This is a genomic window from Pseudomonas sp. PA-6-3C (assembly GCF_021605825.1).
GTDB classification, from domain to species: domain Bacteria; phylum Pseudomonadota; class Gammaproteobacteria; order Pseudomonadales; family Pseudomonadaceae; genus Aquipseudomonas; species Aquipseudomonas edaphica.
In genome coordinates, this window is the sequence record NZ_WKDV01000038.1 from 41,098 (window position 1) to 55,674 (window position 14,577).

The 14,577-nt window shown below is 60.7% G+C and carries 11 protein-coding genes; 5 read left to right on the plus strand and 6 right to left on the minus strand.

The features are described 5' to 3' along the window. Positions 1-18: 18 nt before the first annotated feature. Both ubiD and GIW48_RS22510 read left to right on the plus strand, forming a co-directional pair. Complete coding sequence (gene ubiD, locus GIW48_RS22505; RefSeq protein ID WP_017135254.1) at positions 19-1,485, plus strand: 4-hydroxy-3-polyprenylbenzoate decarboxylase; 1,467 nt, start codon at positions 19-21, stop codon at positions 1,483-1,485. Further along, the gene (locus GIW48_RS22510; protein ID WP_017135255.1) at positions 1,485-2,453 is read left to right on the plus strand and encodes a CDP-6-deoxy-delta-3,4-glucoseen reductase; all 969 of its coding nucleotides are present in this window, start codon (positions 1,485-1,487) and stop codon (positions 2,451-2,453) included. Before ubiD ends, GIW48_RS22510 begins: the two co-directional genes overlap by 1 nt. A gap of 123 nt (positions 2,454-2,576) precedes the next feature. On the opposite strand, the gene GIW48_RS22515 is transcribed toward GIW48_RS22510, so the two are convergent. After that, positions 2,577-3,053 (minus strand): hypothetical protein, encoded by a 477-nt coding sequence (locus GIW48_RS22515; RefSeq protein ID WP_017135256.1) that lies wholly within the window; start codon positions 3,051-3,053, stop codon positions 2,577-2,579. A 301-nt stretch (positions 3,054-3,354) separates the two neighbouring features. On the opposite strand from GIW48_RS22515, the gene GIW48_RS22520 reads away from it, so the two are divergent. Together GIW48_RS22520 and GIW48_RS22525 are read left to right on the plus strand one after the other, a co-directional pair. Further along, the gene (locus GIW48_RS22520; protein WP_138453202.1) at positions 3,355-5,736 is read left to right on the plus strand and encodes a TonB-dependent receptor plug domain-containing protein; all 2,382 of its coding nucleotides are present in this window, start codon (positions 3,355-3,357) and stop codon (positions 5,734-5,736) included. Positions 5,737-5,762: 26 nt separating this feature from the next. Then, complete coding sequence (locus GIW48_RS22525; protein ID WP_017135258.1) at positions 5,763-6,416, plus strand: gamma-glutamylcyclotransferase; 654 nt, start codon at positions 5,763-5,765, stop codon at positions 6,414-6,416. Here GIW48_RS22525 and glpT read toward each other — a convergent pair. Beyond that, the gene (gene glpT / locus GIW48_RS22530) at positions 6,413-7,750 is read right to left on the minus strand and encodes a glycerol-3-phosphate transporter (protein WP_017135259.1); all 1,338 of its coding nucleotides are present in this window, start codon (positions 7,748-7,750) and stop codon (positions 6,413-6,415) included. The genes GIW48_RS22525 and glpT overlap by 4 nt on opposite strands. A 281-nt stretch (positions 7,751-8,031) precedes the next feature. Next, positions 8,032-9,009 carry an NADPH:quinone oxidoreductase family protein gene (locus GIW48_RS22535; RefSeq protein ID WP_236460851.1) on the minus strand — a complete coding sequence of 326 codons (978 nt, stop codon included), beginning with the start codon at positions 9,007-9,009 and terminating at the stop codon, positions 8,032-8,034. Between the two features lie 150 nt (positions 9,010-9,159). On the opposite strand from GIW48_RS22535, the gene GIW48_RS22540 reads away from it, so the two are divergent. Beyond that, positions 9,160-9,567, plus strand: a complete 408-nt coding sequence (locus GIW48_RS22540; RefSeq protein ID WP_017135261.1) for a flagellar basal body-associated protein FliL — start codon at positions 9,160-9,162, stop codon at positions 9,565-9,567. Positions 9,568-9,661: 94 nt separating this feature from the next. Here GIW48_RS22540 and GIW48_RS22545 read toward each other — a convergent pair whose 3' ends face one another. From GIW48_RS22545 to GIW48_RS22555, 3 genes are read right to left on the minus strand one after another with little or no spacing between them, the layout of a single operon-like run. Then, positions 9,662-10,780 carry an ABC transporter permease gene (locus GIW48_RS22545; RefSeq protein ID WP_236460850.1) on the minus strand — a complete coding sequence of 373 codons (1,119 nt, stop codon included), beginning with the start codon at positions 10,778-10,780 and terminating at the stop codon, positions 9,662-9,664. Beyond that, positions 10,780-13,497 (minus strand): ribosome-associated ATPase/putative transporter RbbA, encoded by a 2,718-nt coding sequence (rbbA, locus tag GIW48_RS22550; RefSeq protein ID WP_170036750.1) that lies wholly within the window; start codon positions 13,495-13,497, stop codon positions 10,780-10,782. Before rbbA ends, GIW48_RS22545 begins: the two co-directional genes overlap by 1 nt. Continuing rightward, positions 13,494-14,459, minus strand: a complete 966-nt coding sequence (locus tag GIW48_RS22555; protein ID WP_099550436.1) for an HlyD family secretion protein — start codon at positions 14,457-14,459, stop codon at positions 13,494-13,496. The genes rbbA and GIW48_RS22555 overlap by 4 nt, the downstream gene beginning before the upstream one ends. Between the last annotated feature and the right edge of the window lie 118 nt (positions 14,460-14,577).

Below are 14,577 nucleotides of genomic sequence, written 5' to 3' on the forward strand. Positions count from 1 at the left end.
TTACGGGTGGCATGGTTAATGAAATTCAAGGATCTTCGGGATTTCGTGCAGCAACTTGAGCAGCGCGGAGAGTTGAAACGTATCCAGGTGCCGGTTTCCCCGGTGCTGGAAATGACTGAGATTTGCGACCGTACCTTGCGCAACAAGGGCCCGGCGCTGCTGTTCGAAAACCCGACCGGCTTTGATATTCCGGTGCTCGGCAACCTGTTCGGCACGCCCGACCGTGTTGCGTTTGGCATGGGCGCCGAGTCGGTCAGCGAGCTGCGCGAGATCGGCAAGTTGCTGGCCTTCCTCAAGGAGCCCGAGCCACCCAAGGGCCTCAAGGACGCCTGGTCGAAGCTGCCGATCTTTCGCAAGATCATTGCCATGGCGCCCAAAGTGGTCAAGGACGCGGTGTGCCAGGAAGTGGTCATCGAAGGCGATGACGTCGACCTGGCCATGTTGCCGGTGCAGACCTGCTGGCCGGGCGATGTCGGCCCGCTGATCACCTGGGGCCTGACCGTCACCAAAGGCCCGAACAAGGATCGCCAGAACCTGGGGATCTACCGTCAGCAAGTGATCGGCCGCAACAAGGTGATCATGCGTTGGCTGAGCCACCGTGGCGGCGCGCTGGACTTCCGTGAGTGGTGCGAAAAGCACCCAGGCAAGCCGTTTCCCGTGTCCGTGGCCCTGGGCGCCGACCCGGCGACCATCCTCGGCGCCGTGACGCCGGTGCCTGACAGCCTGTCCGAATATGCCTTCGCCGGCCTGCTGCGCGGCAACCGCACCGAGCTGGTGAAGTGTCGTGGCAATGACCTGCAAGTGCCGGCCACCGCCGAAATCATCCTCGAAGGCGTGATTCATCCGGGCGAAATGGCCGATGAAGGCCCTTACGGTGACCACACCGGTTACTACAACGAAGTCGACAGCTTCCCGGTGTTCACCGTCGAGCGCATCACCCACCGCATCAAACCGATCTACCACAGCACCTACACCGGCCGTCCGCCGGATGAGCCGGCCATCCTTGGTGTGGCGCTCAACGAAGTGTTCGTGCCGATCCTGCAAAAGCAGTTCCCGGAAATTACCGACTTCTACCTGCCGCCCGAGGGCTGCTCGTACCGCATGGCCATCGTGACCATGAAGAAGTCGTACCCAGGCCATGCCAAGCGGGTAATGCTCGGTGTGTGGTCGTTTTTGCGACAGTTCATGTACACCAAGTTCGTTATCGTCACTGACGACGACATCAATGCCCGGGACTGGAACGACGTGATCTGGGCCATCACCACGCGCATGGACCCCAAGCGCGACACGGTGATGATCGATAACACGCCGATCGACTACCTCGACTTTGCTTCGCCGGTATCGGGCCTGGGCTCGAAGATGGGCCTGGATGCCACCCACAAATGGCCGGGTGAGACCACCCGCGAGTGGGGTCGGGTGATCGTCAAGGATGACGCTGTGACCGCACGTGTTGATGCGATCTGGAAAGAATTGGGAATAGATTGATGCGTGTAACCCTGCAACCTTCCGGCGCCGTACTGGAGCTGGTCCCTGGTGAGCGAATCCTTGAAGGCGCGCGTCGCCTGGGCTACGAATGCCCACAGGCGTGTCGCAATGGCGTGTGCCATGTGTGCGCCGCGCTGCTGGTGGAAGGCCGGGTGCAGCAAGCCGGTGAGGTGCGCGACCATGGTGAGTTCTACACCTGCATCGCCGAGCCGTTGGAAGATTGCATTGTGTTGTGGGATGGCGTGCTGGCGCCGGGAGAGTTGCCGTTGCGCAAGTTGTCGTGCCAATTGAGTGAGTGCGTGGACGTCGGTGGCGATGTATGGCGCGTGCGCTTGCGTGCGCCGGCCGGGAAGGCGGTGCGTTACCACGCCGGGCAATACCTGATGATCGAGCGTGACAACGGCGATAAATCGGCGTTTTCCCTGGCCTCGGCGCCCCATGCCGGGCGCGAGCTGGAACTGCATGTGCTGGTTCGCGAGGACAGTGCGCGCAATTTGATCGAGCAGTTGCAGCGTAACCAGATGGCCCGTGTTGAACTGCCGTTTGGTGATACTCACTTGGCCGAACTGCCGGACGGGCCGCTGGTGTTGATCGCTGCCGGCACCGGCATGGCGCAGATGCACAGCCTGATCGAACATTGCCGCGCCTCGGGCTTCAAGCACCCTGTGCACCTGTATTGGGGCGTACGCCGCCCGGAAGACTTCTACGAAATCGAACACTGGGAGCAATGGCAGCAACTGCCCAACCTGTTCCTGCACAAAGTGGTCAGCGACCTGTGCGGTTGGGAAGGGCGCTGCGGGCTGCTGCATGAGGCCGTGTGTGAAGACATCAGCGACCTCAAGTCCGTGCACGTTTACGCCAGTGGTTCACCGGCGATGATCTACGGCACGCTGGACGCATTGGTCGACGCAGGTATGGATGCACACCAGATGCGCGCCGATGTGTTTGCCTACGCGCCACGCCCTTGAAGCCTTGAGCTGAACCAGTGTGGGAGCTGGCTTGCCTGCGATAGCGGTGTATCAGTTGCAGGTGTGTTAGCTGACCCGCCGCTATCGCAGGCAAGCCAGCTCCCACATGGGTAGGCGGCGTTCCTAGAAACGCACGCCTGCCGTCAGCATCGCCGCATTGAACCCCAGTAACACCAACTCACTGGCCACCGGGCCGAAGTGAACCCCCACAGACGGAATGATCGCCGGTGCAACGCCATAACGGTTGAGCGGGATTTTGTCGCGGTACTTACCGCGATAGCCCTGTAGCGCGCCCGCGGTCACCTTCATATAAAACGGTGAGTCGCCAATATCGTAACGCTTGCCGGCGTAGACGTAATACGAGCGCTGGCTGAACGAGTTGCGAAACGTCGCCCCGCCATACACCAACCCCGACGCCTCGTTACGTTCCAGGTTGATCAAGTCCTGATTGTTGTTGTGCTTTGGGTCCGGCGAAAAATGCTTGGTGTAGACACTGGTCTGGGCGTACCAGAAACCTTTGTCGTCATTGGCGGCGGCCTCGGAAGCCAGAGCAGTGGTGGTTTGCAGCAAAAGCAGCAGACCGGAAAAAAGGTATTTCATGGTTCGACCTCGATAGTCGTTTGAAGAAGCGGCTAATGTGGGTCGCTAAACATCTGCAGTTTGGCGGCTTATGTTGGGCATGACCTGAACCAGCGCTGAAAACACGGCCGCCTATGCTTATGCAATTAAGGTATTTTAGATGTAGGAATAATCTCATTAAGCTATAAGGCAACGGACTACCGCCTTATCGTCAATAAACAGTAACTGACCGCTACCGCCCGCCAGCCGGACCGATCGTGTGAACTCAGAGCATTGAAGCTTTGATTTTTTGATTGCCGGGCTTGAATGGCAGGGGAGCGGTATGGGGAGTTACAAGAAACATGCGTACACAGCTATTTTGTCGGCCAATTTGCTGACTGCTGTGGGATTCAATCCGGTCTGGGCGGACGCAACAGCCGCCGATGCACCAAAACTCGACACCGTGATCGTCACCGGCACCCGTGCCCAAGAGCGCACCGCCAGTGCTTCGTTGTCGCCCATCGATGTCATTTCCGGTGACACATTGCGCAGCACCGGCTCCGATGAGCTGGGCGCGGTGTTGGCGCGTCTGATTCCTTCCATCAACTTCCCGCGCCCCAGTCTGGTGGACGGTGCCGAACTGGTACGCCCGGCGCAGTTGCGCGGTTTGTCGCCGGATCAGGTGTTGGTGCTGGTCAACGGTAAACGCCGCCACACCAGTGCTTTCGTCAACCTGGGCGGGGCCGTGGGGCGCGGTTCGGCGCCAGCGGATTTGAATGCGATCCCGCTGTCGGCGGTCGACCATATCGAAGTGCTGCGCGACGGCGCGTCGGCGCGCTATGGCTCGGACGCGATTGCCGGGGTGATCAACGTGATCCTCAAGCACGACGACCACGGCGGCTCTGTCTCGACCAAATTTGGCGAGTACAAGAAGGGTGACGGCATCCAGCGCAACGTCAGCGGCAACACCGGGTTTGCCTTGGGCCAAAACGGCTTTATCAACGTTTCGGGCGAAGGCGCCGACAACGACTACACCAACCGCGCCGGCGACGATTTCCGCCCTGGCAGCGTGGGTTCCACCACCTATGGTCAGCGCGTGTTTCGTCAGGGCGAGCCGGCCACCAATGAAGGCAAATTCCAGTTCAACTCCGAATATTCCTTCAACGATGCAGCCGAGTTCTACACCTTCGGTGGGTATAGTAAGCGTCGTGGCGAAACGGCGGCGTTCTATCGGGCGAGCAACGCGTCCAACAACATCCCGGCGCTCAACCCCAATGGCTACCTGCCGCTGATCAAGGGCAATCTTGAAGACACGTCCTTGGTGGTCGGCCTGCGCGGCTTGCTGGCCTACGATTGGCATTACGACCTGTCGGCCAACTATGGCAAGAACCAGTACGAACTGGGCACCGAAACCATCAACACCTCACTCGGCCTGGTCACTCCGCGCAAATTTAACAACGGTACCCTGAGCAACGATCAGCGCCAGGTTAGCCTGGACCTGTCCCGTGAGTTCGACGTGGGCTTTTTGCCGTACCCGGTGTCGTTGGCTTTTGGCGGCGAATACCTGCGCCAGGGTTATCAAATTGAAGCGGGCGAGCCGGCGTCCTACTACCAGACCGGCAGTTCGGGCCTGGGTGGGTTCCGTGATGCCGACGCCGGTAGCACCTCGCGGCACAACTGGGCTCAGTATCTGGACCTGGAAACCAACTTCACCGAAAAACTCAGCGCCTCAGCCGCCGTACGTCATGAGGACTACAGCGACTTCGGCTCCAACGTCAGCGGCTCGCTGTCGGCGCGTTATGACTTCACCCCGCACGTCGCCTTGCGTGGCAGCATTTCCAATGGTTTCCGTGCGCCATCCCTGGCCCAGCAGAACTTTGCCTACACCTCGTCACAGCTGATCGGCAACACCATCCAGGAAGCTGGCACCTTCCCGGCCAACAGCCAGGTCGCCCGCCTGTTGGGCGCCGAAGACCTGAAGGCCGAGAAGTCGCGCAATTACAGTCTTGGCCTGGTGCTGGAGCCGGCCGATGACCTGACCGTGACGCTCGATGTGTACCGCATCGACATCCGCGACCGCATCAGCTTGTCATCCAACCTCAATCTCAACCCGGCGACTATCGCCTACCTGCAAGCCAATGGCGTCGGCAACATCAACTACACCAGCGCCCGCTACTTCACCAACGCCACCGACACCAGCACCGACGGTGTCGACCTGGTGGCCAACTATCGCTACCCGTTCGATAACGGCATCCGCTGGAACAGCACCGTGGGCTACAACTACAACCACACCAAAGTCACCGACGTGAAGCCCAACCCGGCGATTCTGGACAGCCTGGGCGCCAACCTGGTGCGGGTAGACCGCCGTGAGCGCATTGGTTTGCTGGGCGATACCACGCCGCAGCACAAGCTCAGCCTGGGCAACGACTTCACCTACGGTCGTTGGGCGCTGCACAGCAACCTGGTGCGCTATGGGGAATTCACCAGCTACCAGGCCGACAAGGTCAACGACCAGACCTTCAAGGCCGCCTGGGTGCTGGACCTGTCGGCAGACTATAAGTTGAAGAACTGGACCTTCACGTTGGGCGGCGACAACATCACCGATAAATACCCGGAGAAGGTCAATGCCTACGCCAGCAGCGGCGGCAACCTCGCCTACAGCACTTTTTCGCCGTACGGTTACAGCGGCGCGTTTTATTACGGTAAAGTTGCTTACAACTGGTAACACGCAGGGGACCTAAGCGATCCGCCATGACCGTTATTGAAACCGATCTGTTGCAATTGGCTTACCCTCCGCGGCTCGATCTGGGGCCGCAACTGACTCACGAGCAATTAATGAGTTCGATGCAGGCCACCATGGCCAGGCATAAGGGCGGGCCGGTCTGGCTATTCGCTTATGGTTCGCTGATCTGGCGCCCCGAATGCTCGTCGACCCAGCGCATGCGCGCACGGGTTCACGGTTATCACCGGGGTTTGTACCTGTGGTCACATGAGCATCGAGGCACGCCGGAGTCGCCGGGGTTGGTGTTCGGCCTGGATCGCGGCGGTTCTTGCAGCGGGTTTGCCTACCGCTTGCCGGAAGACCAGCTTGAGGCCTCGCTTTATGCCTTGTGGCAGCGCGAGATGCCTTACCCGTCGTACCGACCGCACTGGCTCAGCTGCCGCCTGGAAGATGGCAGCCAAGTGCAGGCGCTGGGGTTTGTGTTGGAGCGGCACTTGCCCAGCTATGCTGGCAACCTGCCCGATATCGTGCTTAACCACGTATTGGAAAGCGCTTGCGGGCGTTACGGCACCACTCGCGATTATGTCGAGCAGACCGTGAACGCCCTGCGTAGCCACGCCATGCCAGATAAAAACCTGGAGGCGCGGCTCAAGCGTTGTGCCAAAGACTGCGGCGGGAATTAACGCGCCGCGCTGACGCTGTTGGTGTGCCACAGCGTCGGGATCAGGAACGCGATCGCCAACAGGCATGCGCCCACCAGCAACACAAACCCACCGTCCCAGCCGAAATGGTCCACGGTGTAGCCCATGGCTGCACTCGCTGCCACCGAACCACCCAGGTAGCCGAACAAGCCCGTGAAACCAGCAGCGGTGCCCGCGGCTTTCTTCGGCGCCAGTTCCAGCGCCTGCAGGCCGATCAGCATCACCGGGCCGTAGATCAGGAAGCCGATGGAGAACAGCGCAATCATGTCGACCATTGGGTTGCCTGGCGGGTTGAGCCAGTAAACCAGGGTCGCCACGGTGACCAACGCCATGAACACGATGCCGGTCAGGCCACGGTTGCCACGGAAGATCTTGTCCGACATCCAGCCGCACAGCAGCGTGCCTGGAATGCCCGCCCACTCGTAGAAGAAGTACGCCCACGAGGTTTTATCCACGTCGAAGTGCTTGGCTTCTTTGAGGTAGGTCGGTGCCCAGTCCAGTACGCCGTAGCGCAGCAGGTAGACGAACACGTTGGCGAAGGCGATGTACCACAGCATTTTGTTGCGCAGCACGTACTTTACGAAGATTTCCTTGGCGCTGAACTCGTCTTCGTGGCTGGCGTTGTAGCCTTCCGGGTAGTCGTTCTTGTACTGCTCGATGGGCGGCAGGCCGACCGATTGCGGGGTGTCGCGCATGGTGATGAAGGCAAATGCCGCCACGGCCAATGCCACGGTCGCCGGCACATAGAACGCTGCGTGCCAGTCGTTGAACCACGCCATACCCAGCAGGAACAGCGGGCCGATCAGGCCACCGCCGACGTTATGCGCCACGTTCCACACCGACACCACGCCGCCGCGTTCTTTCTGCGACCACCAGTGCACCATGGTGCGCCCACTCGGCGGCCAGCCCATGCCCTGTGCCCAGCCGTTGATGAACAGCAAAATGAACATCATGGTTACGCTGGACGTCGCCCAAGGTGCGAAACCGAAAATGAACATCACACCGGCCGATATCAACAGGCCAAAGGGCAGGAAGTAGCGTGGGTTGGAGCGGTCGGACACCAGGCCCATCAGGAACTTGGACAAGCCGTAGGCAATCGCGATGGCTGACATTGCCAGGCCCAGCTCGCCACGGGTGTAACCCTCGTCGATCAGGTACGGCATGGCCAGCGAGAAGTTTTTGCGCAGCAGGTAGTAGCCCGCGTAACCGAAGAAAATACCGGCGAAGATCTGCCAGCGCAGCCGTCGATAGGTACTGTCTATTTTTTCTTCAGGCAGGGGCGCCTGGTGTGCGGCAGGACGAAAGAAAGCAAACATTCAAGAGCTCCAAATTTCTTGTTTTGACTGCGGATGCGAATGTTACAGTTTCGTTACCGAAAATAGCATCGCCTCTTATCTGCAAACACAGGAAATTGGAGCGATTGCATGTTCTCTTACGAACATGTCGCTAATAGATAAGTGTGGGTCGGTATCAGGTCTTAAGACCTAAAGAGATCAACTGTGGGAGCTGGCTTGCCTGCGATAGCGGTCTATCAATTGCAGCTGTGTGAGCTGACCCGCCGCCATCGCAGGCAAGCCAGCTCCCACATGAACCGCATTCAGCGGGTCTGGACGACAACCTTTCCCACAGCCCTGCGTTGCCCCAGGTCATTGATCGCCTGCGCAGCCTGCTCAAGCGGGTAAGTCTGCGACACCAACGGCTTCAACTTGCCCTCGCCATACCAGGTGAACAACTGCTGGAAGTTCGCCGCATTGTCCTGCGGCTGGCGCTGGGCGAACGAGCCCCAGAACACCCCGGCTACCGACGCACCCTTGAGCAGCGCCAGGTTTACCGGCAGTTCGGGAATGCGCCCGCTGGCAAAGCCCACCACCAGCAGGCGGCCGTTCCAGGCAATGCCACGCACGGCCTGGTCAAACAGGTCGCCGCCGACGGGGTCGTAGATCACATCGACACCATTGCCGTCGGTCAGGCGCTTGATCTCGTCTTTGAGGCTGGCTTCGCTGTAGTTGATCAGCTCATCCGCACCGGCCGCCTTGGCCACGGCGAGTTTGTCGGCGCTGCTGGCGGCGGCAATCACCCGGGCGCCCATGGCTTTGCCGATTTCCACCGCCGCCAGGCCCACGCCGCCGGAAGCGCCGAGCACCAGCAGGGTTTCGCCAGGTTGCAGGTTGGCGCGTTGTTTCAGTGCATGCATCGAGGTGCCGTAGGTCATGCTGAAGGCGGCGGCGGTGGTGAAATCCATGCTCGGCGGGATCGGCAGCACGTTATAGCCCGGCACCGCGACCTGTTCGGCAAAGCTGCCCCAACCGGTCAGGGCCATGACCCGGTCGCCGACGTTGAGGTGACTGACCTTTTCACCCACTTCGCTGACCACGCCGGCCGCTTCGCCACCCGGCGAGAACGGGAAGGGCGGCTTGAACTGGTACTTGCCCTCGATGATCAAGGTGTCCGGGAAATTCACCCCGGCCGCGTGCACGTCCAGCAGGATTTCGTTCTTCTTGATCGCGGGGCTGGCGATCTCTTCCAGCACCAGGGTTTCGGCGGGGCCGAAGGCTTTGCACAGCACAGCTTTCATCGGACTATTCCTTTTGGCGTCGTGGCCGATAAGTGTAGGAGGGTACGCCCGTGGGTCAACGAGCATGCCTGGCCCTGATAAGTCGCCATAAGCTTGTACTCAGCCTTGCTAGCGTTATGCTACCCGGCAACCGAATTCGAGGAATGAACTGTGAAAGCGTGGATCCTGTTGATGCTCGCCCTGACCTTGCCGTTGGCAGCCCAGGCCGAAGAAGCGAAAGAAGGCGAGGCGCCGAAGGTCAGCTATATCAGCCTGACCCCACCCTTTGTGGGCAATTACGGCCTGGATGGCACGGCAAAACTGCGGGTCTACAAGGCCGACATCGCCCTGCGCGTGACCGGGCCTGAAGCGGCTGCGGCCGTCAAAGCCAACGACCCGTTGATTCGTAACCAACTGGTGGCGCTGTTTACCCAGCAGACCAACGAAGCCATGAGCACGGTCGAAGGCAAAGAAAAACTGCGCCAGGAAGCCCTGAAGCAAACCCAGCAAGTCATGAATGACGAGACCGGCAAGCCGGTGGTGGAAGACCTGTTGTTCAACAACTTGATCATCCAGTAAGTCGCTGCGCGACTATCGCGGGCAAGCCCGCTCCCACAGGTGAATGCATTCCAACGGTGGTGGGCTTGCCCGCGATGGCGCCAGTACAGACGCTTCAGGAAGCCAGGCTTTTACGAAACCTGGCCAACGCCACCGCAAAAAACACCAACCCAATCCCCACCAACGCCAGCAAATCCGGCCACACCACACCCACGCCCGCATCACGAAACAGTATGGCCGCACTCAAACTCACAAAGTGCGTCGACGGTGAGCCCTGCATCACCCATTGCAACCACTCGGGCATGCTGTCCAATGGCGTACTGCCGCCAGACAGAAGCAGCATCGGAATAATCACCGGAATCGCCAGCAAGCCAAACTGAGGCGTCGAACGCGCAAGGGTGGCGAGGAAGATCCCCAGTGCCGTACTCGCAAACAGGTACAGCGCCGTCACCATCAAAAACAGGCTCAAAGACCCGGCCAGCGGCACACCGAGCAAGCCTTTGACTACCAGCTCCAGCGACAGCCACGTACACAGCACCACCACCAGCATGTTGCTCCAGATTTTTGCCAGCATGATTTCCAGCGCGGTCAGCGGCAGCACCAGCAAATGGTCGAGCGTGCCGTGCTCACGCTCGCGCAGCAGCGCTGTGCCGGTGAGCACAATGGCCAGGATGGTGATGTTATTGACGATCTGGATCACCGCCAAAAACCAGCCGCCTTCCAGGTTGGTGTTGAACAACGCCCGTGTGGTCAGCCGCGCAGGCGTCTTGCCAGCCGCGTCGGTTTGCCCGCCGTAGCTTTGTAACTCACGCTGGAAAATCCGGCCAATATAGCCTGCGCCCATAAATGCCTGGCTCATCGCTGTGGCATCGACGTTCACCTGCACACCCGGCTGGCGCCCGGCCAACAGGTCGGCCTGGAAGTTGGCTGGCACATTGATCACGAAGGTGTACTCGCCGCTGTCCATGACTTTGTCCAATTGGTCGTAGTCCAGTGGTGCAGGCGGTTGAAATTCGGGCGGCTGCAGCGCCTCGGCCATTTGCCGCGACAGCGCGCTGTGGTCCTCATCAACAAACGCCACGCTGGCGTTGTGCACACCAATGACCGAGCCAGCGGCGGGCATGTAGATCGCGACAGTGAAGGCGTAGAACAAAAACAGCAGCAACACGCTGTCGTGACGCAGGCTGGTCAATTCCTTGAAGCCCAGGCGCAGGATATGAGCGAGCTTGTGCATCAGGCCTCCTGCTTTTTGAGCATGATCAGGCTCAGCCCAGTGAACCCGACGAAAAACCCGAACAGCGCCAGGCATTGCGGCCACAACTGGCGCAGGTCCAGGGCCTTGGTGAAGGTGCCCACTGCGATATCCAGAAAGTGCCCGGCGGGGAATAACGTGCCCATCAGCGCGGCCGCGCCTTCCAGGGACGAGCGCGGTACGATCAGCCCGGAGAACTGGATGGTCGGCAGACTGGTGATGATCATGGTGCCGAGGATCGCCGCGATCTGGGTGCGGGTGAACGCGGAAATCAGCAGACCCATGCTCGTCGTTGCGAGTACATACAACAGGCCGCCTACCGCCAGCGCCACGCCGCTGCCCTTGAATGGCACGCCGAACAGCCAGCGGTTCATCGCCACCAGCAGTGCCAGGTTCACCAGGCTAACGGCCAGATACGGCGCCTGTTTGCCCAACAGGAACTCCAGGCGCGTCAGCGGCGTGGCGTAGAAGTTGGTGATCGACCCCAGCTCCTTTTCACGCACGATGCCCAACGCGGTGAGCATTGCCGGGATAAACGCCAGGATCAGCGCCATCACGCCAGGGCCGATGGCGTTCACACTGACTACATCCTGGTTGTAGCGAAAGCGTGTTTCCAGCTTGGCGGCGGCTTGTGTGCTGCCGGGCAGGCTGCTCAGTTCGGCCAGTTGCTGGAGATTGCCTTGGTGCACCGCTTCGACGTAGTTACGGCTGGTTTCGGCGCGAAACGGCATGCCGCCATCGATCCACGCAGCCACGGTGGGTTGGCGGCCGGCGTACAGGTCGCGGCCAAAACCGGGTGGAATTTCCAGCGCCAGTTTGATTTCTGAACGTTGCAGGCGCCGGTGCAGTTCGTTGGCATCGCGGATGGGGGCTTGTTCGGCGAAGTAGCGCGAGCTGCGGAAGGCTTCCAGGTAGGCGCGACTTTGCGGAGTCTGGTCCTGGTCGTAGACGGCGAAGGCAAGGTTTTCCACGTCCAGGGAAATGCCGTAACCGAAGATCACCATCATGAACATCGCACCGAGCAGGGCGAAGGCCATGCGCACTTTGTCGCGCAACAGCTCTTTGCCTTCGCGGCTGGCCACGGCCAGCAGTCGGGCGATGCTGAAGCCGCGTTTGCTGACGGGCGGCGTGCTGCTTTCGCTGACAGTTTTGTTCGGTGCGGCAGGTTCGGGTTCGCCTTGGGCCTGTTCCAGGCAGGTGACGAACGCAGCCTCCAATGTGTCGCCGTGGAATTGCTGCTGCAACGCGTCGGGGGTGTCGCAGGCCAGCACTTTGCCCGCGTGCATCAGCGAGATGCGGTCGCAGCGCTGGGCCTCGTTCATAAAGTGGGTAGACAGAAAGATCGTCACGCCTTGCTCGCGGGACAACTCAACCAATAGCCGCCAGAAATCATCCCGCGCCGCGGGGTCGACGCCCGAAGTGGGCTCATCGAGAATCAGCACTTCGGGGCGATGCAGCACCGCCACCGCCAGTGACAAGCGCTGGCGCAGGCCCAGGGGCAACTCGCCGGAGGGTTGCTCGGCCACTTCATCGAGGTCGAAGCGCTGGATCAGCTCGTCGATACGCGGGCCGCTGTCGGCCTTGGGCAAGTCGAACAGTTGCGCATGCAGCACCAGGTTCTGGCGCACGCTGAGTTCGCCGTACAGCGAAAAGCTTTGCGACATAAAGCCCACGCGCTTGCGAGTGGCCAAATCCTTGGCATTCACCGGGTTACCCAGCAGCGTGGCGCTGCCTTCGGTGGCCGGCATCAGCCCGGTGAGGACTTTCATGGTGGTCGTCTTGCCGCAGCCGTTGGAGCCGAGGAAGCCAAATATCTCGCCGCGACCAATCGCAAAGCTGACCTTGTTCACCGCCGTAAAATCCCCAAAGCGCAGCGTCAGGTCGTGGGCTTCGATGGCGATATCAGTGTTGCCACTTTCGCGCGGCGGGATCACCAGCGGCTGGTTGTTGTGGGCGCTGTCACCCTGGAAATGAGTAAAGGCTTCATCGAGTTTGCCGCTGGGTGTAACGGCTGCCAGTTCGCGGCTCAGGCCGTCGGCGATCAGCTTGCCGCGATCGAGCATCAGGCAATGTTCGAACTGCTCGGCCTCTTCCATGTAGGCGGTGGCTACCAGCAGCGTCAGCTGTGGGCGCTCGCTGCGCACGGTGTCGACCAGCTCCCAGAAACGCCGGCGCGACAGTGGGTCGACGCCCGTGGTGGGTTCGTCGAGGATCAACAAATCAGGGTCGTGGATCAGCGCGCAGCACAGGCCGAGCTTCTGCTTCATGCCGCCGGACAATTTCCCGGCCGGGCGCTCGGCGAAGCGTGCGAGGTCGGTGGCCAGCAGCAGGTTGTGCATGCGTTGCTCGCAATCGGCTTTGGACAAACCGAACAGCGTGGCGAAGAACCGGATGTTCTCGCTGATGGACAACTCAGGGTAAAGGTTGCCGCCCAGGCCTTGGGGCATAAAGGCGATGCGCGGGTACAGGCTATTGCGATGGCGGCGATCTTCGATGGAGCCGCCGAGCACCTCAAGCTGACCTGCCTGAAGTTTTTTGACCCCGGCGATCAGCCCCAGCAAACTCGACTTGCCCGCGCCATCCGGGCCGATCAACCCGCAACGGGTGCCCGCCGGCAGGCTGAAGGCAATGTCGATTAGCGCCTGTTGCTTGCCGTAACGGTGTTGGATGCCGGTGGCGTGCAGCGCCAGGTCGGTCATTGCAGGTTGGCCGGCCAGTCGATATCTGCCGTGCGCACATAACCCGCGCCAGGCATGCCCGGTTTGGCTTGTGGTACGGCGCTGGGTTGGGTCAGGCGCAGCTTGACGCGGAACACCAGTTTTTGGCGTTCGTCGCGGGTCTCAACCTCTTTTGGGGTGAATTGCGATTTGGCTGCAACAAAGCTGATTTTTGCCGGCAGCGGCTGCTGGGGCAGGGCGTCGAGCAGGATGCGTGCGTCGCTGCCAACGGTCAGGCGGCCGGTGACGGAGGCGGGCAGGTACAGGTTCATGTATTGATCATTCGGGTCAATCAGCAGTAACACTCTGCCGCCCGCGCCGAGCACTTCACCCGGTTCGGCCAGGCGCAATTGAATGATGCCGTCAATGGGCGCGCGCAGGCTGCTGTCGTCGATTTCGCTGGTGAGCTGGGCCACTTGGGCCTGGGCTGCGCCGATGGCCGCTTTCACCGCGTTGACCTGAGCCTGCGCTGCGATCACGGCCGCATTGCCGGTGTTCTGGCGTGCTTGCTGCTGGTCGATCAACTGGCTGCTGGCAAAGCCGCGCTTGTACAGCTCCTGGGTGCGCTTGAGTTCCTGATGGGCCAGCAATTGTTCGCTTTGGCGCAGTTGTACGTTGGCCTCGGCGGCGGCGAAGTTTTCCTTGGCGCGCAGCACTTCGGCTTCGGCCTGGGTGCGCTGGGCTTCAAGGGTGCGGGTGTCCATGCGTGCGAGCAATTGACCTTTGAGCACCTTGTCGCCTTCATCTACGCGCACTTCGGCCAGGCGCCCGGGGATCTTGGCGGCGATCTGCACTTCGGTGGATTCCAGGCGGCCATTGCCCATGCTCAGGCCTTCGGGCAGGCGGTCCTGAGTCGATCGCCAATAACCGAAGCCGCCGGCACCCAGCAACAAGGTGATGAGCGCAACGGCGAAAAGGCGCGACATAGTGTGATTCGTAGACATGACGGCATCCTGCGGCATTAGCATCCTAGTTTGACCGAAACCGCCCGAAGGGTCTTGATACCGGTCAAATGAAGCGCAAGCCTAACCCGCTTGGCGTGCAGATGCATGCATCACAGGT

Coding starts and splice junctions, on each gene's coding strand:
- GIW48_RS22525 (WP_017135258.1), top strand. CDS start 5,763: ATGACCGTTATTGAAACCGATCTGTTGCAATTGGCTTACCCTCCGCGG.
- GIW48_RS22545 (WP_236460850.1), bottom strand. CDS start 10,780: ATGCACAAGCTCGCTCATATCCTGCGCCTGGGCTTCAAGGAATTGACC.
- GIW48_RS22515 (WP_017135256.1), bottom strand. CDS start 3,053: ATGAAATACCTTTTTTCCGGTCTGCTGCTTTTGCTGCAAACCACCACT.
- ubiD (WP_017135254.1), top strand. CDS start 19: ATGAAATTCAAGGATCTTCGGGATTTCGTGCAGCAACTTGAGCAGCGC.
- glpT (WP_017135259.1), bottom strand. CDS start 7,750: ATGTTTGCTTTCTTTCGTCCTGCCGCACACCAGGCGCCCCTGCCTGAA.
- GIW48_RS22555 (WP_099550436.1), bottom strand. CDS start 14,459: ATGTCTACGAATCACACTATGTCGCGCCTTTTCGCCGTTGCGCTCATC.
- rbbA (WP_170036750.1), bottom strand. CDS start 13,497: ATGACCGACCTGGCGCTGCACGCCACCGGCATCCAACACCGTTACGGC.
- GIW48_RS22520 (WP_138453202.1), top strand. CDS start 3,355: ATGGGGAGTTACAAGAAACATGCGTACACAGCTATTTTGTCGGCCAAT.
- GIW48_RS22535 (WP_236460851.1), bottom strand. CDS start 9,009: ATGAAAGCTGTGCTGTGCAAAGCCTTCGGCCCCGCCGAAACCCTGGTG.
- GIW48_RS22510 (WP_017135255.1), top strand. CDS start 1,485: ATGCGTGTAACCCTGCAACCTTCCGGCGCCGTACTGGAGCTGGTCCCT.